This window comes from Micromonospora chokoriensis, from assembly GCF_000718555.1.
GTDB lineage: Bacteria > Actinomycetota > Actinomycetes > Mycobacteriales > Micromonosporaceae > Micromonospora > Micromonospora chokoriensis_B.
Genome location: NZ_JOAN01000010.1, coordinates 26,134 through 48,146, shown reverse-complemented (window position 1 = coordinate 48,146; position 22,013 = coordinate 26,134). Strand labels below are relative to the sequence as shown.

Annotated in this window: 15 protein-coding genes; 11 read left to right on the top strand and 4 right to left on the bottom strand. The window is 73.1% G+C overall.

All coding sequences use genetic code 11. The features are described 5' to 3' along the window. Nucleotides 1-88: 88 nt before the first annotated feature. The 4 genes from murA (at nucleotide 89) to IF46_RS0114575 (ending at nucleotide 8,131) form a co-directional block, all read left to right on the top strand. A complete protein-coding gene (murA, locus tag IF46_RS0114590; protein WP_030488877.1) occupies nucleotides 89-1,444 on the top strand; it encodes a UDP-N-acetylglucosamine 1-carboxyvinyltransferase in 1,356 nt (451 codons plus the stop codon). A 116-nt stretch (nucleotides 1,445-1,560) separates the two neighbouring features. After that, nucleotides 1,561-2,154 carry a DUF3043 domain-containing protein gene (locus IF46_RS0114585; protein ID WP_030488876.1) on the top strand — a complete coding sequence of 198 codons (594 nt, stop codon included), beginning with the start codon at nucleotides 1,561-1,563 and terminating at the stop codon, nucleotides 2,152-2,154. A 452-nt stretch (nucleotides 2,155-2,606) separates the two neighbouring features. Further along, a complete protein-coding gene (locus IF46_RS35515; protein ID WP_269639117.1) occupies nucleotides 2,607-7,088 on the top strand; it encodes a WG repeat-containing protein in 4,482 nt (1,493 codons plus the stop codon). Nucleotides 7,089-7,132: 44 nt separating this feature from the next. After that, nucleotides 7,133-8,131 (top strand): aldo/keto reductase family protein, encoded by a 999-nt coding sequence (locus tag IF46_RS0114575; RefSeq protein WP_030488874.1) that lies wholly within the window; start codon nucleotides 7,133-7,135, stop codon nucleotides 8,129-8,131. Between the two features lie 52 nt (nucleotides 8,132-8,183). On the opposite strand, the gene IF46_RS0114570 is transcribed toward IF46_RS0114575, so the two are convergent. Both IF46_RS0114570 and IF46_RS0114565 read right to left on the bottom strand, forming a co-directional pair. Further along, nucleotides 8,184-8,981: a site-2 protease family protein gene (locus IF46_RS0114570; RefSeq protein ID WP_030488873.1), complete on the bottom strand. Its 798-nt coding sequence runs from the start codon at nucleotides 8,979-8,981 to the stop codon at nucleotides 8,184-8,186. After that, nucleotides 8,981-9,181, bottom strand: a complete 201-nt coding sequence (locus IF46_RS0114565; protein WP_030488872.1) for a hypothetical protein — start codon at nucleotides 9,179-9,181, stop codon at nucleotides 8,981-8,983. Before IF46_RS0114565 ends, IF46_RS0114570 begins: the two co-directional genes overlap by 1 nt. 144 nt (nucleotides 9,182-9,325) lie before the next feature. Here IF46_RS0114565 and IF46_RS0114560 point away from each other — a divergent pair, with 144 nt between their 5' ends. From IF46_RS0114560 to IF46_RS0114545, 4 genes are all read left to right on the top strand, one after another. Continuing rightward, nucleotides 9,326-11,095 carry a serine/threonine-protein kinase gene (locus IF46_RS0114560; protein WP_157563032.1) on the top strand — a complete coding sequence of 590 codons (1,770 nt, stop codon included), beginning with the start codon at nucleotides 9,326-9,328 and terminating at the stop codon, nucleotides 11,093-11,095. A gap of 61 nt (nucleotides 11,096-11,156) precedes the next feature. Then, the gene (locus IF46_RS0114555) at nucleotides 11,157-13,055 is read left to right on the top strand and encodes a bifunctional adenosylcobinamide kinase/adenosylcobinamide-phosphate guanylyltransferase (RefSeq protein WP_030488870.1); all 1,899 of its coding nucleotides are present in this window, start codon (nucleotides 11,157-11,159) and stop codon (nucleotides 13,053-13,055) included. After that, nucleotides 13,045-13,818: an adenosylcobinamide-GDP ribazoletransferase gene (locus tag IF46_RS0114550; protein WP_030488869.1), complete on the top strand. Its 774-nt coding sequence runs from the start codon at nucleotides 13,045-13,047 to the stop codon at nucleotides 13,816-13,818. The genes IF46_RS0114555 and IF46_RS0114550 overlap by 11 nt, the downstream gene beginning before the upstream one ends. Nucleotides 13,819-13,885: 67 nt before the next feature. Beyond that, nucleotides 13,886-15,184, top strand: coding sequence for a DUF2314 domain-containing protein (locus IF46_RS0114545; protein ID WP_030488868.1), 1,299 nt, complete (start codon nucleotides 13,886-13,888; stop codon nucleotides 15,182-15,184). A gap of 72 nt (nucleotides 15,185-15,256) precedes the next feature. Here IF46_RS0114545 and gcvT read toward each other — a convergent pair whose 3' ends face one another. Continuing rightward, nucleotides 15,257-16,387, bottom strand: a complete 1,131-nt coding sequence (gcvT, locus tag IF46_RS0114540) for a glycine cleavage system aminomethyltransferase GcvT (protein WP_030488867.1) — start codon at nucleotides 16,385-16,387, stop codon at nucleotides 15,257-15,259. Nucleotides 16,388-16,549: 162 nt separating this feature from the next. On the opposite strand from gcvT, the gene IF46_RS0114535 reads away from it, so the two are divergent. After that, complete coding sequence (locus IF46_RS0114535) at nucleotides 16,550-18,124, top strand: leucyl aminopeptidase (protein WP_030488866.1); 1,575 nt, start codon at nucleotides 16,550-16,552, stop codon at nucleotides 18,122-18,124. A 51-nt stretch (nucleotides 18,125-18,175) separates the two neighbouring features. On the opposite strand, the gene IF46_RS0114530 is transcribed toward IF46_RS0114535, so the two are convergent. Further along, nucleotides 18,176-18,505, bottom strand: a complete 330-nt coding sequence (locus IF46_RS0114530; protein ID WP_030488865.1) for a hypothetical protein — start codon at nucleotides 18,503-18,505, stop codon at nucleotides 18,176-18,178. Between the two features lie 178 nt (nucleotides 18,506-18,683). Between IF46_RS0114530 and lpdA the strand changes: the two genes are divergently transcribed. Both lpdA and sucB read left to right on the top strand, forming a co-directional pair. After that, a complete protein-coding gene (gene lpdA, locus IF46_RS0114525; RefSeq protein WP_036392184.1) occupies nucleotides 18,684-20,075 on the top strand; it encodes a dihydrolipoyl dehydrogenase in 1,392 nt (463 codons plus the stop codon). 66 nt (nucleotides 20,076-20,141) lie between these two features. Further along, a complete protein-coding gene (sucB, locus tag IF46_RS0114520) occupies nucleotides 20,142-21,977 on the top strand; it encodes a 2-oxoglutarate dehydrogenase, E2 component, dihydrolipoamide succinyltransferase (protein WP_030488863.1) in 1,836 nt (611 codons plus the stop codon). The last annotated feature ends 36 nt before the right edge of the window (nucleotides 21,978-22,013 follow it).

The window sequence follows — 22,013 nt, the reverse complement described above, 5'->3', positions numbered from 1 at the left end:
GCCGTTTCGATATGGCCGCATCCGGGGTAGCGAGAAAGCTCAGGCGCCCCACCATCAACACGGCAGCACCGACGCGCTGGAGGTTGCGTTGACCGACGACGTCCTGGTTGTGCATGGAGGCACTCCGCTCGAAGGGCGGATCCGCGTGCGCGGCGCGAAGAACCTGGTATCGAAGGCGATGGTCGCCGCGTTGCTCGGCGACAGCCCGAGCCGACTGTTCGACGTGCCGAAGATCCGTGACGTCGAGGTGGTCCGGGGCCTGCTCGGCCTGCACGGCGTCAAGGTCACCGACGGCGCCGAGGACGGCGAGCTCGTCTTCGACCCAGCGAACGTGGAGAGCGCCAGCACCGACCAGATCAACGTGCACGCCGGTTCCAGCCGGATTCCGATCCTGTTCTGCGGCCCGCTGCTGCACCGGCTCGGGCACGCGTTCATCCCGGATCTGGGCGGCTGCCACATCGGCCCTCGCCCGATCGACTTCCACCTTCAGGCGCTGCGGGAGTTCGGCGCCACGGTCGAGAAGCGGCCGGAGGGTCTGCACCTGTCCGCGCCGAACGGGCTGCACGGCACCAAGTTCTCCCTGCCGTACCCGAGCGTGGGCGCCACCGAGCAGGTGCTGCTGACCGCCGTGATGGCCGAGGGCGTCACCGAGCTGCGCAACGCCGCGGTGGAGCCGGAGATCATCGACCTGATCTGCATCCTGCAGAAGATGGGCGCGATCATCAAGGTCCACACCGACCGGGTGATCGAGATTCAGGGCGTGCCGAAGCTGCACGGCTACACCCACCGGCCGATTCCGGACCGGATCGAGGCCGCGAGCTGGGCCGCTGCCGCCCTGGCGACCCGTGGTCACGTCGAGGTGCTCGGCGCGCAGCAGGCCGACATGATGACCTTCCTGAACATCTTCCGCTCGGTCGGCGGCGAGTACGAGGTCACCGACGCCCGCGCGCCGAAGCTGGGCGACCCGGGCCAGGAGGGCGGTATCCGCTTCTGGCACCCGGGTGGCGAGCTGAACGCGGTGGCGCTGGAGACCGACGTGCACCCCGGCTTCATGACCGACTGGCAGCAGCCGCTGGTCGTGGCGCTCACCCAGGCTCGCGGCCTGTCGATCGTCCACGAGACGGTCTACGAGCAGCGGCTGGGCTACACCGAGGCGCTCAACTCGATGGGCGCCAACATCCAGGTCTACCGGGACTGCCTCGGCGGCACCCCGTGCCGCTTCGGCCGGCGCAACTTCAAGCACTCCGCGGTGATCGCCGGGCCGAGCAAGCTGCACGCCGCCGACCTGGTCATCCCGGACCTGCGGGCCGGGTTCAGCCACCTGATCGCGGCACTCGCGGCCGAGGGCACCTCCCGGGTGTACGGCGTGGACCTGATCAACCGGGGCTACGAGGACTTCGAGGCGAAGCTCGCCGACCTGGGCGCGCACGTCGAGCGTCCGTAACTCCCGACACACTTCTCGTCGGTTACGACGGCTTCGGGTCACCGCGGTGACCCGAAGCCGTCGCTGCATTGCACCGCGATGTGCAGCGGGCGTTAACCGTTGGCTACCCTTGCGGCGTGCCGTCGCTCTTTCGCCGCAAGTCCACTGACCTCGTCGACGAGGCCGTCTCCTCGGTGACCCCCGACGAGACCGCCGAGCGTCCCCGGGGTTACACCCCGGCCAAGGGTCGGGAGACGCCCAAGCGGCCGACCGCCGGCCGTCGCCCGGCCGGCCCCAGCCGCCCCCTCACCAAGGAGGAGGAGCGGGAGCGTCGCCGCCAACTGCGCGCCGAGGCCGCGTCGGAGTTCCGCCGCGAGGGCGGCCCACGCGACCGTGGCCCGGAGCGACTGCTGGCCCGCAACGTGGTCGACTCCCGGCGTACCGTCGGCACCTGGTTCTTCGGCGGCGCGCTGATCGTGCTGGTCGGGTCGAACGCAGCCATGCCACCGTTGGTCCGGCTGATCTCCAACGTGCTCTGGGGCGCACTGGCGCTGGGCGTGGTCGTCGACTCGGTGTTGATCTGCCGCAAGATCAGCAAGCTGGTCCGGGAGCGCTTCCCGAAGACCGACCAGCGGATGGGCTCGCTCTTCCTCTACGCCGTCATGCGGTCGATCACCTTCCGGCGGATGCGCGCTCCGGCGCCCCAGGTCAATCTGGGCGACAAGGTCTGACCTCCGGGGTTCCGCACCTCCCCGATCTGCGCGACATCAGCGAAACTGCTGCCTCGAACGTCCCGGAGGCAGCAGTTTCGCCGTACCTGCGCCGATCTTGACCAGCATCGGCAGCCCAACCAGTGACCAGATTCGGTTATCGGACTAAATGTCCGAAACCAATGGGATAACGTTTGCACTGGTGGTCGGCGCCACAGTGGCGGTGAGCGAGCCCACGCCGTTACCCTCCATCCGCAGCCACGGCCTGCGGGAGCAGCGACCTGACCGGCACGTGAGGCCCCAGCGCGACAATTTGCAACGAGGTGACAACGCGTGAGCGAGCGGACGCGAGCCGGCCACCGGAGCGTGGCAGGCGGCGACCGGACGCCCGGCGGTCACCCGACGGCGGCTGCGGACAGCTCACCCCCGGCGAGAATCGGCCCAGCGGCCGGGTGTGGCGACGGGCTCGACGGATGAGCGGCCACTACACCGACCGGTGGCCAGACCCGAACGAACCGTCCTGGGTGGTCGAACCGACCACCGAGTGGCACCCCCAGTTCCCCGGCCAGCGCTACGCCGGCGACATCGGCATGCCGCACCAGCCACCACCGCGTGGCCGGGCGACGGTGACCGGCCGCGCGGAGGTGCCGCCACTCGCGCCCACCCGCCCGGACGGCACCTACCTTGGCCGGTCGTGGTCCGACGAACCACCCGCGGAACAGCAATCCCGCGGCTGGTCCTGGGTGGACGACGAGCCGGGCGAGACCCCGGCCTACGGCCGACCCCGAGGCGACGAGCGCTCAGCGGACGCGTCCACCTACGGCCGGCCCGACAGTGCCGACTCCCACCACTACGACCACGAGCCGTACCGTCGTCCGCTACCCGAGCCGCCCCGCCGCGACGAACGCCGCTCCCCCGAGTCCGACCGGCGTACCGCCTGGTCCGACCGACGCCCCGCCGACGAACGGGGCCCCGCGCGGGAAGCCGCCTGGCACCGGGACCAGCCCACCCCCGAGCGGTACGACAGCCGTCGTCCACCGCAGGAGCCCACCGAGCGGGATCGGGGTTACCGAGGCACGCCGCCGGTCTCCCCCGTGCCCCGACCCGAACCCGGCTGGGTGCCGGAGCCGAACGACGCACCGCGTCGGCGCGGCACACCGGAGCGACCCGCCGCTGATTACGAGCGGCACCCCGGCGACGGATACGGCGGCCGACCCACCCGTGGCCACGACGGCCGGATCGCCGACGGCGCCGACCAGTGGGCGCCCGTGGACGGCCGCACGCGATACCGCGCCGACGGCTACCCGGACCGGACCGCCGACGACCCCCGCCGCCCCGAGCCGCGCTACCGCGCGGACGAAGGAATCGGCGCAGCGCAGTCACCCAACGGTGGGCGACGGCGGCGGCCCGAGCCGGAGACGCCCGACCAGCCCCGACTCGACGACGACCGGCGGCGGCCCGACACCGACCCGCACTGGCAGCAGCCCCGTGAGGCGGCGGCCCGCGCCGAGGCGTACCCGGACCGGCGACCCCGCGAGCAGGCCCGCCCGGACGCTTACCGCGAGAACGGGTACCGCGAGGACGCGCCTCGCGAGGACGCGTACCGCGAGCCCCGGCCGCAGCCCAGCCAACGGTCGGACGGCAGCCTGCCCTGGCCGCCGCCGGGTCCGGTGCGGCAGGACCGCACCCCCGACCGCAGCCGGGAGCCGGGCCGCAGCCCCGACCCACACCGCACCACGGACCCGCACCGCAGCGCCGAGCCGCACCGCCCCGCAGACCCGTACCGCAGCGCCGAGCCGGGCACGTCGTCACGGCCGACCGCGCGGCCCGAACGGCCCGCGGCCACGCCGTCCCGGCCCGACGAGCGACCGGCGGCAACCCCGGCACGGCACGACGAGCGGCCGGTGCGCCCCGCCGCGACGGCTGCGCCCACGTCCGGCCGCGCCCTGCCGGTCCCACCGGTCGCCCCGGAGCGGCCGGTGTCGCCGGCACCCGTCTCCCCGGCCACGCCCGCGTGGAACCGACCGGTCTCAGCCATGCCGATCGCCCCGACCTCCCCGGCCTCCCCCGAGCGGCCGGTGTCGCCAGCGCCCGTCTCCCCCGCCGCGCCCGCGTGGAACCGACCGGTGTCCGCCGCCCCGGTCTCGCCCGCCTCCGACCTGCCCGTCTCGGGTCCACCTGCCGCGCGCCTTCGGCTGGAGTACCTGCCCGCGCCGGTGGACCCGCCCGGCCCCGACGAGCGGTCGGAGGCCGGTGCACACCCCGCCCCGCCGCCGCGTTACCCCGGCCCGGACGCACGCCCGCCGGTCGCCCCGCCACCCACCTGGCAGATGCCGAACCCACCGGCGACCCGCCCCGCCCCGACACCCCCGGCCGTCCCCGGCCCGACACCCCCGGCTCCGGCCGCTCCGGCTCCGGCTCCGGCTCCGGCTCCGGCTCCGGCTCCGGCAGCATCGCGGCCGCCGGTGGAGGACGCCGCGCCGGTGCTCCCGCTGGCCCCTGGTACGCCACGCCGCTACGTACCCCCGCCGGCCTCGGAAAAGCCGGTGGCGCCCGTTCGCGAGCCGGAGAATGTTCCGGGCACCCGCGGACCGGAGGCGTGGTTCAGCCCCGCTCAGCCGGCCGAGTCCGGCCAGGGCGAGCCGGCGACGGATCAGCAGTCGCTCGACCCGGCCGACGATGAGTCGACGGCCGGCGACTCCGACCTCGCCACGTCACCGGCCACACCGGAGCGGGAGACATCGCCCCCGAGGGCCGACGCCGACCTCGACGTGGCCGACGAGCGCGGCGGCGAATCGACACCGTACGACGTGTTCGCCCCGGTCTCCGCGCCGCCCGCCCGCCCCGTCTCCGGCGCCCCCCGCAGTTGGGCGGACGACCTGGACGACGACGCACAGCCGGCTTTCGACACAGGATCGGTGGAGGGCAGCCGGCCCGTCTCCGGTACACCTGCCATCGCGATGCCCCACCAGCAGGCCGAAGCCGACCCCGAGGTCGAGGTCGAGGTCGAGGTTGAGGTCGACCTGCAACCCTCCGCCGCACTGCCCAGTGAGGACACCGATCCGGTCGAGCACGACCCGACGGACGAGGTCGCGCCACACGACCAGTCGGCGGACGCCGCTGACGATCCCGACACGGGCCCGGCGGATGACTCGCGAGCCGACGAGTGGTCAGTCGACGCCGCGCTGCCGGCAACGTTCACGGACGACACGAAGCCGCCGGTCTCGGCGGCACCGCCCACAGCGCCCGTCTCCGCACCACCAGCGCCTACCGCGGCCCCGGTGTCCGCGCCGCCCGCGTCGACCCCGCCGCGCTCCGTGGCACCCGTCTCCGCACCACCCGCGTCGGTGCCACCGCCCGCCGCGGCGCCCATCTCCGCACCACCGGCACCCGTCTCCGCACCACCAGCGCCCGTCTCCGCACCACCAGCGCCCGTCTCCGCACCACCAGCACCCGTCTCCGCACCACCAGCGCCCGTCTCCGCACCACCAGCAACCGTCTCCGCACCACCGGCGTCGGCGGTGCCGACGTCCGGGCCACCCGCCTCGGCCGTACCCGGCCCACGAAGTGGCTCGGACGAGGAGAACGTGCCGGTGTCCGCGCCGCCCAACGACGCTCCCCCGACACCGACAACACCGACACCGACCCGCCCGTCCCTGGCCGATCAGGGCGACCCGGAGCAGGTGCTGGCCGCGTACCGCTGGCGGTTGGACCCGGTCACCCTGCGCGAGGAGCTGACGGAGCCCGACGACCTGCGGGCCATCCGGCGACGGCTGACCGAGAAGTTGGGCTCGGCGATCGACAACCGCACCCGGGCCCGGCTGCTCAGCCTGCGGGCGGTGGCCTCGCGGATTCTCGGTGACCTGGACGACGCGCTGGCCGATGGTCGGCTCGCCCTCACCTACGCCGAGGCGACCGGCGAGCTGCGCCGGACCGCGCTGGCCCAGGCCCGGCTGGCCCACGTGCTGCGCTGGCGCGGCGACTTCGCCGAGGCGGACCAGCTCTTCGCCCAGGCCAACTCGGTCGAGTTGCCGGATCGGTTGCGGGCCGCGCTGCACGAGCACGCCGGGCGGTCGTGTTACGACCAGGGACGGCTCATGGAGGCCTGCCAGCACTTCGAGAAGGCGCTCGACCTGCGCGGCGCTGGCGACGCCGAACTGCTGGACCGGGTTCGGGTGGCCCTCGACGCGGTCACCGCCCGGGCCGAGGCGGATGGCTTCGGGGCGTACCCCCGGGGTCGGGACGAGGTGCTCGACCGGGACCGGCCCCCGTTGCCGGACCGCGACGGGCCGCTGTGGGGTTACCGCAACCAGGACGGCGACCCGGTCATCCCCGCCCGGTACGCCGAGGCGCAGCCCTTCCACGACGGGTTGGCCTGGGTCCGCCGGCCGGACACCGACCGCTGGTCGCTGATCAACCTGCTCGGTACGACGGTGATCCCGCCCTCCTTCCGGGCCGCGCGGCCCTTCAGCGACGGCTTGGCCTGGGTGGTCGGTGAGGGCGGTTGGACGGCGATCGACGCGACCGGCGCGGTGCAGGTCGCGCCCAACTTCGCCGAGGTACGACCGTTTCGCCGCGGGCTGGCCGCGGTGCGGCGCGAGGGGTGGGGGGCGGTCGACCGGACCGGCCGGATCGTCGTGCCCACCCGCTACCACGGCTTCGTCACCGAGTTGGCCGATGGCCAGCAGATCGACGGCTTCACCGACGAAGGGCTCGCGGTGGTCGACGTGGCCGGTCGGCGGGGCGTGGTGGACCGCACCGGCGCGGTGCTGGTCGCGCCGGCGCACCCGATGCTTGTCATCCACCCGGTGGCGTTCCTGGTCGGCAGCCCTGCCGGGCGGTGGGGTGCGCTGGACCGGCGCGGCGAGCCGCTCATCGACCTGGTGCACCGCGATCGCGCCGAGGTGCTGGCGGAGATCGACCGCCTACTCACCGATGCCAATCCGGTGCTCTGAGTCGCCGGTCGCCACCGGTGATCCACCGGAGCTAGGGTCAGTACATGGAATTCCGACACCTGGGCCGTTCCGGCCTGCTGGTCAGCGAGATCTCGTACGGCAACTGGATCACCCACGGTTCGCAGGTCGAGGAGGACGCCGCGTTCTCCTGCGTCCGGGCCGCCCTCGACGCGGGGATCACGACCTTCGACACCGCCGACGTGTACGCCGGCACCCGGGCCGAGGACGTGCTCGGCCGGGCGTTGCAGAGCGAGCGCCGCGAGGGCCTGGAGATCTTCACCAAGGTCTACTGGCCGACCGGCCCCGGCCGCAACGACCGTGGCCTGTCCCGCAAGCACATCATGGAGTCGATCAACGGCTCGCTGCGCCGACTGCGCACCGACTACGTGGACCTCTACCAGGCCCACCGCTACGACTACAGCACCCCGCTGGAAGAGACGATGGAGGCGTTCGCCGACGTCGTGCACTCCGGCAAGGCGCACTACATCGGCGTCTCCGAGTGGACCGCCGCCCAGCTGCGCGCCGCGCACCCGCTCGCCCGGGAGCTGCGCATCCCGCTGGTCTCCAACCAACCGCAGTATTCGCTGCTCTGGCGGGTCATCGAGACCGAGGTCGTGCCGGCCAGCGAGGAGCTGGGCATCGGGCAGATCGTCTGGTCGCCGATGGCGCAGGGTGTGCTCTCCGGCAAGTACCTGCCGGGTCAGCCGCCGCCGGCCGGTTCCCGCGCCACCGACGAGAAGTCGGGTGCGGGCTTCATCTCCCGGTTCATGAACGACGACGTGCTCACCCGGGTCCAGCAGCTCAAGCCCCTCGCCGAGCAGGCCGGGCTCAGCATGGCCCAGCTCGCCGTGGCGTGGGTGCTGCAGAACCCGAACGTCTCGTCGGCGATCATCGGCGCGTCCCGCCCCGAGCAGGTGCACGACAACGTGAAGGCGGCCGGGGTGAAGCTCGACGCCGACCTACTCAAGGCGATCGACGACATCGTCGAGCCGATCGTCGAGCGGGACCCGGCGAAGACCGAGTCCCCCGCGCAGCGTCCCTGACGCCGTTGCGGTCCGGCCGGCGTGGGTCTTCCACGCCGGCCGGCCGCTCAGCTCAGCTCTGCCAGAAGCGGATCAGGTCCAGGCCGGTGGCGTAGAGCCACGACGGCAGACCGAGCAGGTCACCGACCGCGAAGACCGCGTCGAAGAACCACCCACCGATGCGCGGGTTCCACAGCAGCGCGAAGAGCAGAATGAAGCCGTACGGGGCGAACAGGTCGTACATCTTGCGCCACTGCGGGTTGAGCCACGGCTGGATCATGTTGCCGCCGTCCAGGCCAGGCACTGGCAGCAGGTTGAGCACGCTGGCGGTGAGCTGGAGGAAGGCGAGCAGCGCCACCCCGGCCCAGAACTCCACCGGCCCGCCCGACGCGATGCCGAGCCGTACCGCCGCCACCAGCACCAGCGTGAACAGCACGTTTGTCGCCGGGCCGGCGAGGCTGACCAGGGTGTGCCGCAGTCGGCCCGGGATGGCGTGCCGGTCCACCCAGACCGCGCCACCGGGCAGGCCGATGCCGCCGAGCAGCACCACCACCACCGGCAGCACGATCGACAGCAACGGGTGGGTGTACTTCAACGGGTTGAGCGTCAGGTAGCCGCGATGGGCGATGTCCCGGTCGCCGGCCCGGTAGGCCACCACCGCGTGGGCGTACTCGTGCAGGCACAGCGACACCAGCCAGCCGGACACCACGAAGAGGAACACGTTGAACCGGACGCTGCCGTAGCCGTTCCAGGCCAGCACCCCGGTGACCGCGAAGAGCGCGACCAGGCCGAGGAAGACCGGGCTGGGCCGGAACGCCGCCTTGGGTACGCCGAGGACCAGCCCGTCGCCGGCCGGCCGGTCGTAGGCCATCACTCGGCCGTGGGTAGCAGGCTCATCCGGTACTCCACCCGGTCGTCCTCCAGCAGCGCGACCGAGGTGACGCCGGACGCCGCGAGCTCCCGCCAGGTCTGACCGATCCAGGATTCGGCATCGGCCTGGCTGCTGAACGACTCCGCCGGCCCTTCGACCGTCTTGCCGTCCGTGCCCTCGTACCGCCAGCTCCACGCCATGCCGCGTCTCCCCTCGCCGCTGAAGTCCCCGTGGGACGAACCCTCGCCAGCGTAGTCGGCCCGGCGCGCAACGGCCGCTCGCTCGCCCTGGCGGGATCCACGGGGTGGATCAATTCGATTGACGCCGGCCGGTACGGTGGCTCGGTGTTGACGCGGGGGGTACTGCTCGGCAACCGGTACCGGCTGGGCGAGCGAGTGGCGACAGGTGGGATGGGCGCGGTCTGGCGCGGCACGGACGTGCTGCTGGAACGCGAGATCGCGGTGAAGGTGCTGCTGCCCTCGCTGGTCGCCGATCCGGAGTTCACCGCCCGGTTCCGGGCCGAGGCGCGGATGCTGGCCGCGCTGCGGCACCCCGGCGTGGTCCCGGTGCACGATGTCGGGCAGGCCACGCTCGACGACGGCAGCCAGGTCGACTACCTGGTGATGGAGTACGTCGAGGGCGAGCCGTTGTCCGCCCGGGTACGCGCGGTGGGGCGGCTGGATGCGGCCACCACCATGTCGGTGCTGGCGCAGGCCGCGGACGCGCTGCACACCGCCCACCTCGCCGGCATCGTGCACCGGGACGTGAAGCCGGGCAATCTGCTGGTCAAGGCCGACGGCCGGGTGGTGCTCGTCGACTTCGGCATCGCCCGGTCCCGCGACATGGCCGGGCTCACCGCCGCGAACATGGTGCTCGGCACCGCCTCGTACATGTCCCCCGAGCAGGCCACCGGGCAGCCCGTCTCGGCCGCCACCGACATCTACGCGCTCGGCGCGGTGGCGTACTTCTGCCTCGCCGGGCAGCCGCCGTTCCACGGCGACAATCCGCTCGCGGTGGCGCTGCGGCATGCCCAGGAGGACCCGACTGCGCTGCCGGCGGACACGCCACCGGCGGTCGCCACCGTGGTGGCCCGCGCGCTGGCCAAGCTTCCGACGGACCGGTTCGGTAGCGCCGCCGAGTTGGCCGCTGCCGCCGCCGATGTCCGCGACGCGACCCTGGCGAGCATCCCGGTCTCCGCCCGCCCACCGTGGGCGTTGGCCGCCCCCACCCCGGCCCTGGCGTCCCCCGCCGTCCCTGCCCCCGCCGTCCCTGCCCCCGCCGTCCCTGCCCCCGCTGTTCCGGTCCCCGCTGTTCCGGTCCGCGCGCCGCGTCCACCGGCGAGCGTCGCGGTCGAACCGACGACCGAGCCGAAGCCAACCCGGGAGGACGCGCTCGGGCCCGCTTCGGCGGGCCGCCGCCGATCGCTGCTGATCGGGGCCGGCGCGGTCGTCCTCGTCGCGCTGGCCGTCACGGTGGTCGTGGTGGCGCTGCGTCCTGAGACCAACTCCGGTGCGGCGGACGGGCCGGCCGCGCTGGCCGGCGCGTCGGTGGCAGCCACCGACGCCGCGCTGCCGAACGAAGGCGCGACGACCACCACCGGGCCTCGGCCCAGCGCAACGCCGGGCGTCACCCGCACCGCGACGGCCGACCCGACCGGCTCGGCCGCCGACGCGACCACCAGCGGCGACCCCGCCCGCACCGAGCTGCCGGACGGCACGCCGACCGGCACGACCAGCAGCCGGCCGACGCCCAGCCGAACCCCGTCGAGCCGGCCCAACCCGTACACGGCTGCGCAGGCGTGTGGCAGCGGCTACCAGGTGATCGACTCGGCGACGCTGGCCGGCGGTGACGGGCAGCGCAAGGGCCGGGTCTTCCTGCTGTACGACGCAGGCACCGGCACCAACTGCGTGGTCACCCTCAAGGACACCGCAGTCGGCACGAAGTCGGCGGCCTCGGCGTACCTGGAGGTCAAGGGGCGAACCCGCAGCACCGACAGCGGGTCCTTCGACTACTACGCCGGGCCGGTGAAGGCCAGCGCCACCGGGACGTGCGTCAAGTGGGGCGGCTCCACCGGCGGGGTCAGCTACGGCAGCGGGTTCGAGCACTGCGACTGACCGACGGCGAGAGCACCGGGCCGGCAGGCACCGCGACCCTGGGCGGCCTTAAGGTACGGGCATGTCCGTAGACGGGTGGAACACGGTCCTGGTGCTCGGCGGTATCCGGTCCGGCAAGTCCGAGTTCGCCGAGTCCCTGGTCACCGACGCGCCGGTGGTCCGCTACGTCGCCACCGCACCGGAGGGCGACCCGGAGGACACCGAGTGGGCGACCCGGCTGGCGGCGCACCGCGCCCGACGGCCGGGCAGTTGGACCACCGAGGAGACCACCGAGGACCCGCGCCGGCTGGCCGACGTGCTCGCCTCCGCCGAGCCCAACGAGACGCTGCTCGTCGACGACCTGGGTGGTTGGGTGACGGTGCTGCTCGACCCGGACCACCAGCCCGCCGACGACGTGGCGACGATCGCCGAGTTGGCCGAGGCGATCCGCGCCTGCTCGGCACGGGTGGTGCTGGTGAGCCCCGAGGTGGGGCTGTCGCTGGTGCCGACCACCCCGCTGGGCCGGGCGTTCACCGACGCGTTGGGCGCGGCCAACCGCGCGGTCGCCGACGCCGCCGACGCGGTGGTGCTTGTCGTCGCCGGTCAGCCGGTCTGGCTCAAGCCGGCCGCCACCGAGCCGGCAGCCACCGCCAGCGTGCCGGCCGCCCCCGCTACCGCGTCCGCGCCGATCCGGGCGATCCTGGCCGACGCCGAGCCGACCCCCGAGGTGCAGCTGCCCGACGTGCTGACCCACACGCCCCCGGCCGCCCCGAGCCAGGAGTCGGGCACCCCCTGGGCCGCACCGACAATGGCGCTGCCGATGGTGGCCACCGGGCTGGTCATCCAGCCCGGCATGGAGCTGCCGATGCCCGACGAGTACGCGGGCCCGCAGGCGGTGGACCGACTGGCCACGCTTGACGTACCGGGCGCCGGGCTGGGCGTGCTGGACCGGGTGGTCGGCTTCGCCGCCGCCACCCAGGGCACCTCGACCCCCGCCGCCTGGGGCTCGGTGCGGGTGTTGCTGCTGCACGGCGACCACGCCGGCGGGGCGTCGGCGGGCACCGTGGCCGGTGAGTCGAAGCGACGCGCCACGCAGGCCCGTGCCGGCCGGGGCGCATTGGCACGGCTGGCCGCCGAGAGCGGCGCCAGCCTGCAGGTGGTGGACACTCCGGCCTCCGCACCGATGGAGGAGCAGCCGGCGCTCACGCCGGAGCAGGTGGAGTCCGCGCTGCGCTACGGCTGGCGGTTGGCCGAGCAGGCCGCCGACGCCGGCGTACAACTGCTGGTGCTCGCTGCGTGCGGAGCCGGCACCGAGGCGGCGGCCGCGGCGGTGCTCGCGGCAACCGCGGGCGCGGAGCCGCCCGCCGTGCTGGGCCGGGTGATCACCGACTCCGGCGAGATCGACGACGCGGCGTGGATGATCCGCTGCGCGGCGGTACGCGACGCGCTGCACCGCACCCGCCGCTCGCCGCGCGGTGCCAAGGACATCCTGGCCGAGCTGGGCGGCGGTGACCTGGCCGTGGCCACCGGCGTGCTGCTCGGCGCCACTGCCCGCCGGGTGCCGGTGCTGCTCGACGGGCCGGTCGGGGTGGCCGCCGGCATGGTGAGCCGTGACCTGGCCGGGCAGGCACGGCACTGGTGCCTGCTGGCCGATCACGGCGGGCACCCGGCCGTGCGGCTCGCCGCCGACGTGCTGGGCCTCACCCCGCTGCTCGACCTACGACTGGATCTCGGCGAGGGCGCCAACGCGCTGGTGGCGCTCCCGCTGCTGCGCTCGGTGCTGGCGCTCTCCGCCGCCCTGCCGGCCCACCCGTCACTCGGTGACGGCGACGAGACCGACCCGGCTGCGGAGTCCACCGACCCGGGTTACGCCGACGCGGATCTGGCTGAGCCCGACTACGCCGAGCCGGAGCCGGCCGGGCCGGGCCCGGCCAGCACCGGGGCGGACGAGCAGCCGACGTCGGGCTGGCGTGCCGGCTGAGTCGCCGCTCCTCGCGGGAGCCCGGCTGGCGGTCACCACGTTCACCACGCTGCCGGTGCGCGCCGGGCGCATCGATCGCCCGGTCGCCGGCACGGCGATGGCCCTCGCCCCGGTGGTCGGCGCGCTGCTCGGCACCGTGCTGGCCGGTGTGCTGCTGCTGACCGGCGCGCTCGCTCCCCCGCTGGTGGCGGCCGGCGTGACCGTCGGCGTCGCCGCGCTGCTCACCCGAGGGCTACACCTGGACGGGCTGGCCGACACCGTGGACGCGCTCGGCTCGTACCGGCGGGGTGCAGCCGCCCTGGAGATCATGAAGAAGCCGGACGTCGGCCCGTTCGGAGTGGTCGCCCTGGTGGTCGTACTCCTGGTGCAGGCGGCGGCGCTCGCCGACCTGGCGGGGCGGTCCTGGCTGGCGTGTCTCGCGGCGGTGGTCGTGGCGACCGCGGCCGGGCGGTTCGGCGTCACGGTGGCCTGCCGGCGGGCAGTGCCGGCGGCCCGGCCCGATGGGCTGGGTGCGCTGGTGGCCGGCACGGTCGGCCCGGTGGCGTTGACCGCCGGCGCGATCGCCGTCGTGCTGCTGGCGGTACCCGCGGTGCCGGGCCGTCCGTGGCAGGGGCCGCTGGCCGTCGTCGCCGCGCTCGCCGTCGCGCTCTTGCTGCTCACCCACGTGGTACGCCGACTCGGCGGGATCACCGGCGACGTCCTCGGCGCGACCGTCGAGGTGGTCACCACGCTGGTCTACCTGGGTCTGGTGCTGTCCGGCTGAAGCGGGCACGGCGGGCCGGGTAGCGTTCGGCTCGACAACACCGGCGCGGCCACCGGGGGACCCCAGCATGCTCATCACGGACGACTTCCTGCCCGTACCGGTGCCGGAGTCGCTCAGCGCGACCTACCTGGTGCCGATGGTCGGGCTACCGAAGGTCAGTACGAAGACCGCGGTGGCGGCCCTGACCGGCCGGCTCACCGAGCCGGTGCACGGGCTGGCCCGGCAGATGCTCGACAGCCCGCTGATGAGCGTCGACACCCGGCCGATCGCCGAGTTCCCCGAGCTGCCGCCGGACTTGCTCACCGCATTCGGCGCCACGAAGGAGCAGTTGGCCCGGTTGGCGGCGGCGACGCACCTGGTGGTCGTACAGGCCGAGTACCGGCCCGGTTGGCCGCCCGCGCACGAGTGGGCCGCACGGGCGGTCGCGGCCGCCGTGGCGGAATCCGTCGACAGCGACGTGGTGGACGTCTTCGGCCTCCAGTTCCTCGACCCGGCGACTGCGCTGCGTTCCCTCCCCGACGAGCAGGGCCGCATCCGCCTGGTCGACTGGGTGCTGGTGCCGTACTCGTCGGACACCGAGGGCCTGTGGTTCACCACCAAGGGGCTACGCCGCTTCGGCCTGCTGGAGTTGCAGACCCAGGGGGTGCCCGACCACCTCACCCGCGCCTGGGGTGCGGTGATGACCGGCGCGGCCCGACGGCTGCTGCGGGACTGGACCGACGGGCTCACCGGCGAGGAGGTGCCCGCGTTCGTGCAGCTGCCGGTGCTGGCCACGGTCACCGGGCACGACATCGCGGTGGCGTACGGCAACCCGGAGCAGCACGGCGCCACCGCCCCGGTGTTGCTGCGCCTCGAACTGGACCCGGCGACCGACCCGGAGGCCGACTCGTTCCTCAGCCTGCGCCCGCCGGCCGGGCACCCCGGCCCGGACGGGCGCTACTACGCCGCCGCCTGCGCGACCCTGTTCTCCGGGATCCAGCCGGACGTGCGCTACGCCCGCGCCGGTGACGCGATGAGCCGTGCGGTCGCCACCGCCCGGGCCGCGCTTGGTGACGCGCGGGCCCGATTCGTCGCTGGCCAGCTCCCCGCCGAGTCGCAGTTGGTGGTGAAGTACGGCCTGCCGGGAGACGACGGCCCGGAGTACGTCTGGGCGGGCGTCACCTCGTGGGAAGCCCCGGAACGCATCGTCGGCGTGAGCGCCAGCGACGCCAACACCGACCAGAGCGTGCGCATCGGCGCCCCAGTGGTGGTGGAAACGTCCGAAGTAGTCGACTGGGCCGTCCTGGACGCGACAGGCGTCATCGAAGGCGGCTGGACCCAAGCAGTCCTAGATTCCGGCGAACCCCCAACCCACCGCCCTAGTTGATCAAGAGGTTTGCGTCAGAATCTCGTCCGAACCTGACGCAAACCTCTTGATCACCGGCGCCGAGGGGTGGGGTTACTTCACTGAGGGGGTTACGAAGGGGGGTTTCGTCAGCTTCAGGGGGGCTCGACGGCCTCGGATGTCGATCTCTACCTGGTCGCCGTCGGCCAGGTTGGCGTCGGTGTCCAGCAGGGCCAGGGCTATGCCTTGCTTGCGGGTTGGGGAGAAGGTGCCGCTGGTCACGGTACCGACCTGAGTGTCGCCTACGTGCAGGGTCATGCCGGGGCGAGGAATGGCGCGGTCGACGGCCACCAGGCCGCGCAGCGTACGCCGGGGGCCGGTGGCCTTCTCGGCGAGCAGCGCGTCGCGGCCCCAGAAGGCCGGCTTGTCCCAACCGACCGCCCAGCCGGAGCGGGCCTGCACCGGGCTGATCTCCAGGGAGAGGTCCTGCCCGTGCAGCGGGTAACCCATCTCGGTACGCAGCGTGTCCCGGGCGGCCAGCCCGCAGGCCCGCAGGCCGAACGTCGCGCCGACGGCGAAGAGCGCGTCCCAGACGGCCACCGCGTGCTCCGCCGGCACCACCAGCTCGTAGCCCAGCTCACCCGTGTAGCCGGTACGGCAGACGGTCAGCTCCACCCCGGCCAGGCTCGCTGCGGAGAAGCTCATGTAGCCGTGCTCGGTGGGCAGGTCCAGGGCGGCCAACAGCTCGGCCGAGCGGGGGCCCTGCACGGCCAGCACCGCGTACGCCTCGTGCTCGTCGGTGACGGTCACCTGTGCGGGCGCGGCGGCGCGCAACCGACGCACCACCTCGGCGGTGTTCGCCGCGTTCGGGATGAGGAAGACGTGGTCGTCGGCGTAGAGGTAGGCGATGATGTCGTCCACCACACCGCCGGTGGCGTCGTCGCAGCAGAGCGTGTACTGCGCCTGGCCCGGACCGATCCGGCCCAGGTCGTTGCTGAGGCAGGAGTTGACGAAGTCGGCCGCGCCGGGGCCGCTCACCCGGGCCTTGCCCAGGTGCGACACGTCGAAGACCCCGACCGCCGTACGCACCGCGGTGTGCTCCTTGAGCACGCCGCCGCCGGCGTACTCCAGCGGCATCTCCCAGCCCCCGAAGGGGGCGAACTTGGCTCCGGCGGCGAGGTGCCGCTCGTGCAGCGGGGAACGACGCAGCCGGGTCGCGGCGGCGTCGGAGGTCACGTCGGTCATGGGTGGCAACTTACCGGGGGCAACGTCGCTGGTTAGCATCGGCGGGAACCCGCTGGCGCTGTCGGCGGGACAGCCATGACGTCCGGCGGGTAGGTTCCGCCGGAGACCATCACCGCTGGTACGCGATGCCGCGACCGGCCCGGCCCGCCCGGAGTAGCTTCAGTGACTTCACCCCGCACCACCAACCTGAGCCTGGTCGACACCGACCCGGCCGAGCTCGCCGTCGACGCGATCGTGATTGGCGTGCACAGCCAGACCGGAGAGCAGGGCGCCACCAGCGGCCTCGCCGGCACCCTGCTGCTGGCCAGCGGCGCGGAGAGCATCGCGGCCGCGTTCGACGGCAAGCTGACCGAGACCCTCGCGCTGCTTGGCGCGACCGGTGGGCCGGGTGAGGTCATCAAGCTGGCCACGCTGGGCACCGTGACCGCCCCGCTGGTCACCGCGGTCGGGCTCGGCCCGGAGCCGTCGGGTGCCGCCCCGGCCCCGGAGACGCTGCGCCGGGCCGCCGGTGCGGCGATCCGTGCCCTGGCGGGCGCACCCAAGGTCGCACTGGCGCTGCCGCTGCCGGACGACGCGGACGCCTCAGCCGAGCTGCGCGCGGTCGCCGAGGGCGCGCTGCTGGGTGGGTACCGGTTCACCGGTTACAAGACCCGCCCCCAGCCGACCCGGCGGGAGCCGGTCGCCGAGGTGCTCATCGCGGTGCCGGACGCCGGTGACGCGGGTGCCCAGGCGGAGGTCGTCCGGGCGCAGGTGGTGGCGAGCGCGGTCCGGCTCAGCCGGGACTGGGTGAACAGCGCGCCGAACGAGCTGCGTCCGCCGTCGTTCGCCGACGCGGTCGCCAGCGCCGCCCGCGAGGCGGGCCTCGGCGTCGAGGTGCTGGACGAGGCGGCGCTGGCCGCTGGCGGGTACGGCGGCATCGTCGCGGTCGGGCAGGGCTCGGAGGCCCCGCCGCGGCTGGTGAAGCTGACCTACACCCCGCAGGGCAGCGGCAACGGCAAGCGGGTCGCGCTTGTCGGCAAGGGCATCACCTTCGACACCGGCGGCATCTCGATCAAGCCGGCGCAGGGCATGTGGGAGATGAAGTCCGACATGGCGGGCGCCGCCGCGGTGGGTGCCGCCATGCTGGCGATCGCCGCGCTGAAGCCGTCGGTGGCGGTCAGCGCGTACCTGCCGATGGCGGAGAACATGCCGTCGGGCACCAGCTACCGGCCGGGCGACGTGATCACCATGTTCAACGGCAAGCGGGTCGAGGTGCTCAACACCGACGCCGAGGGCCGGATGATCCTGGGCGACGCCATGGCCCGCGCCTGCGCGGATGGCACCGACTACCTGTTCGAGACCTCCACCCTGACCGGCGGCCAGGTCATCTCGCTGGGCAAGCGGATGGCCGGCGTGATGGGCACCCCGGAGCTGTGCGACCGGGTGAAGGTCGTCGGAGACTCGGTCGGCGAGCCGGCCTGGCCGATGCCGCTGCCCGACGACGTCCGTAAGGGCATGGAGTCGGATGTCGCGGACATCTCCCAGGTCAACGCCGGGATGGACCGGGCCGGTCACATGCTGCAGGGCGGCGTGTTCCTGCGCGAGTTCGTGACCGACGACGTGGCCTGGGCGCACATCGACATCGCCGGGCCGAGTTACCACTCGGGCGAGCCGACCGGTTACTGGACCAAGGGCGGCACGGGCGTCCCGGTCCGCACCCTCGTCCAGCTGGTCGAGGACGTCGCCACCAACGGCTGACGGATCGCGCGGAAGGGCCTCCTGCGTTGGCAGGGGGCCCTTCGGCATATCTCAGTAGTGGTCGGGGCGACGCTTGCGGCGTTCGTTGAAGTCGCGCATCCGCTGCGGGTAGCCCATTAGCCGGACGTCGTACACCGGGATGCCCATCCGGTGCGCGAAGCGCCGGGCGCCGTCCGGGCCGTCGATGCGCCGGCGGGTCCACTCCCCGTCGTCGGCGATCAGGATGACCGTGGTCTCCGTCACCGTCGTCCGCGGCTCGATGTACGCCTCGACGCCGGGCCGGCTCCGGATGAAGTTCTCCAGATGGACCAGGTCGCCCCGATCGGCGGCACGGTCATGGCTCGGCGTAGCCGTCTGTTTGCGGCGCCGGAACAACCCCACCGGTTCTCTCCCCCACCGTGCGTCATCGACAACGGTGCCAAGGGTACGTGTCGATGACGTGTCGTTGGGCACCTCAGTACGCACCCTGTGCTCAGTGGTGACAAGATGACCGAGGTGGGGTGTGTCTGTGTTACATCCCCGTGACCCCCGATGCAGCGACGCGACCTGGGAGTTGGACGTGAGCGAGCCGAACGAAGCGACCTTCGACATTGTCATTCTCGGAGGTGGCAGCGGCGGCTACGCGACCGCGCTGCGCGCCGTCCAGTTGGGCCTGAAGGTCGCGCTGGTCGAGAAGGGCAAGCTCGGCGGCACCTGCCTGCACAATGGCTGCATCCCGACGAAGGCCCTGCTGCACGCGGCCGAGATCGCCGACCAGGCCCGCGAGTCGGAGCAGTTCGGCGTGAAGGCCGAGCTGATCGGCATCGACATGGCCGGGGTCAACGCGTACAAGGACGGTGTCATCTCCCGCCTGTACAAGGGCCTGCAGGGCATGCTGAAGGGCAACAAGGGCATCACCATCGTCGAGGGCGCCGGCAGGCTGGTCGGCAAGAACGTGGTCGAGGTGGACGGCAAGCGCTACACCGGCCGCAACATCGTCCTGGCCTCCGGCTCGTACGCGAAGAGCCTGCCCGGCCTGGAGGTCGACGGCGAGCGGATCATCACCAGCGACCACGCCCTCACGATGGACCGGGTGCCGTCGTCGGTGATCGTGCTCGGTGGTGGCGTGATCGGCGTCGAGTTCGCCAGCGTCTGGAAGTCCTTCGGCGTGGACGTGACGATCGTCGAGGCGCTGCCCCGACTGGTCGCCGCCGAGGACGAGGAGTCGTCGAAGGCGCTGGAGCGGGCGTTCCGCAAGCGTAAGATCAACTTCAAGGTCGGCAAGCCGTTCGAGAAGGTCGAGAAGACCGAGAGCGGCGTCAAGCTCACGATCCAGGGCGGCGAGACCGTCGAGGCGGAGCTGCTGCTGGTCGCCGTGGGTCGCGGCCCGAACACCGCCAACCTCGGGTACGAGGAGCAGGGCGTCAAGATGGACCGCGGCTACGTGCTGACCGACGAGCGGCTGCGCACCAGCGTGCCGAACGTCTACGCGGTCGGCGACATCGTGCCGGGCCTGCAGCTCGCGCACCGGGGCTTCCAGCAGGGCATCTTCGTGGCCGAGGAGATCGCCGGGCAGACCCCGGCCGTGATCGACGAGGTCGGCATCCCGCGCGTCACCTACTGCGACCCGGAGCTGGCGTCGGTGGGTCTCACCGAGGCGAAGGCCAAGGAGCAGTACGGCGCCGACAAGATCAAGTCGTACAACTACAACCTGGGTGGCAACGGCAAGAGCCAGATCCTCAAGACCACCGGCTTCGTGAAGCTGGTCCGGGTCGAGGACGGCCCGGTGGTCGGCGTACACATGATCGGCGCCCGGGTGGGTGAGCTGATCGGTGAGGCGCAGCTCATCTACAACTGGGAGGCGTACCCGGCCGAGGTCGCCCAGCTCGTGCACGCCCACCCGACCCAGAACGAGGCCCTGGGCGAGGCGCACCTGGCCCTCGCCGGCAAGCCGCTGCACGCGCACGCCTGATCATCCAAACCGCGGCGTCCGGCGACGGGCGAAGATCCCACCAGGGGAATGAAGGAGTCTCAGAAAATGCCGGTATCGGTCACCATGCCCCGGCTCGGCGAGAGCGTCACCGAGGGCACCGTCACTCGCTGGCTCAAGCAGGAGGGCGACACGGTCGAGGTTGACGAGCCCCTGCTCGAGGTCTCGACCGACAAGGTCGACACCGAGATCCCGTCGCCCGCGGCGGGCGTGCTGAGCCGGATCGTGGTCGGCGAGGACGAGACCGCCGAGGTCGGCAGCGAGCTGGCCGTCATCGCCGGTGAGGGCGAGTCGACCGGTGGTGGCGAGGCCGCCGCCGGGCAGGAGCAGGCCCCGGCCGAGGCGGTCGAGCCGGCCACCGAGCCGACGGCCGCCGCCGAGGGCACCGCGGACGAGGTCGCCCAGGATGAGGCTCCGGCCGAGGCGTCGGCTCCGGCCGCCGCCTCGTCGGGCGAGGGCACCGCGGTCAAGATGCCGGCCCTGGGCGAGAGCGTCACCGAGGGTACGGTCACCCGCTGGCTGAAGCAGGTCGGCGAGACCATCGAGGTCGACGAGCCCCTGCTGGAGGTCTCCACCGACAAGGTGGACACCGAGATCCCGTCGCCGGTCGCCGGCACGGTGCTGGAGATCAAGGTCGCCGAGGACGAGACCGCTGCGGTCGGTGCCGAGCTGGCGATCATCGGCGGTGCCGGCGCGGCACCCGCCCCGGCGAAGTCCGAGCCGAAGCCCGAGCCGAAGGCGGAGGCCAAGCCGGCGCCGAAGGCCGAGCCGAAGCCGACGCCGAAGGTCGAGGAGCCGACGCCGGGCAGCTCGTACAACGAGCCCGCCGCGGAGACCGAGAGCTCGGCGCAGCCGGCGAAGACCGAGCAGGCCGCGCAGCCGGCCGCGGCGACCTCGCCGCGCCCGTCCGCCCCGGCACCGGCTGCCGGCGAGGAGGCCGCCGGGTACGTGACGCCGCTGGTGCGCAAGCTCGCCAGTGAGCACGGCGTCGACCTGGCCGCGCTCAACGGCACCGGCGTGGGTGGCCGGATCCGCAAGCAGGACGTGCTGGAGGCCGCCGAGAAGGCGAAGGCCGCCAAGGCCGCTCCCGCCGCCGCACCGGCCGCCGCACCGTCGGCGGCTGCGGCCAAGCCGGCCGTCAAGCCGCAGCCGAGCGGCAAGCGGGGCACCACCGAGAAGCTCCCCCGGATCCGCAAGGCCATCGCCACCCGGATGCAGGAGTCGCTGCACGAGATGGCGCAGCTCACCACTGTGGTCGAGGTGGACGTCACCCGGGTCGCCAAGCTGCGGGCGCAGGCGAAGGACTCGTTCGTGCAGCGGCACGGCGTGAAGCTGTCCTTCCTGCCGTTCTTCGCTCTCGCCGCCGTCGAGGCGCTGCAGACGTACCCGATCGTCAACGCCCAGCTGGACCTGGACGGCGGCACGATCACCTACCCGGCAGCGGAGCACCTCGGCATCGCGGTGGACACCGAGCGGGGCCTTGTGGTGCCGGTCATCCACAACGCCGGTGACCTCAACCTGGGCGGCATCGCCAAGCGGGTCGCCGACCTGGCCGAGCGGACCCGGACCAACAAGATCAGCCCGGACGAGATCGCCGGGGCGACCTTCACGCTTACCAACACGGGCAGCCGGGGCGCGCTCTTCGACACCCCGATCGTGCCGAAGCCGCAGTCCGCGATGCTCGGCACGGGTGCCGTGGTCAAGCGTCCGGTCGTGGTCAACGACCCGGAGCTGGGCGAGGTCGTCGCGATCCGGCAGATGGTCTACCTGGCCATGTCCTACGACCACCGGCTGATCGACGGTGCCGACGCGGCCCGCTTCCTGGCTGCGGTCAAGGAGCGGCTGGAGGCCGGCAACTTCGAGGCGGAGCTGGGCCTGTCCTGATCTAGCCGCAACGCCGAATGGGTGCCCCGGTCGTCG

Coding starts and splice junctions, on each gene's coding strand:
- IF46_RS35515 (WP_269639117.1), top strand. CDS start 2,607: ATGAGCGGCCACTACACCGACCGGTGGCCAGACCCGAACGAACCGTCC.
- IF46_RS0114575 (WP_030488874.1), top strand. CDS start 7,133: ATGGAATTCCGACACCTGGGCCGTTCCGGCCTGCTGGTCAGCGAGATC.
- IF46_RS0114570 (WP_030488873.1), bottom strand. CDS start 8,981: ATGGCCTACGACCGGCCGGCCGGCGACGGGCTGGTCCTCGGCGTACCC.
- IF46_RS0114565 (WP_030488872.1), bottom strand. CDS start 9,181: ATGGCGTGGAGCTGGCGGTACGAGGGCACGGACGGCAAGACGGTCGAA.
- IF46_RS0114555 (WP_030488870.1), top strand. CDS start 11,157: ATGTCCGTAGACGGGTGGAACACGGTCCTGGTGCTCGGCGGTATCCGG.
- IF46_RS0114545 (WP_030488868.1), top strand. CDS start 13,886: ATGCTCATCACGGACGACTTCCTGCCCGTACCGGTGCCGGAGTCGCTC.
- gcvT (WP_030488867.1), bottom strand. CDS start 16,387: ATGACCGACGTGACCTCCGACGCCGCCGCGACCCGGCTGCGTCGTTCC.
- sucB (WP_030488863.1), top strand. CDS start 20,142: ATGCCGGTATCGGTCACCATGCCCCGGCTCGGCGAGAGCGTCACCGAG.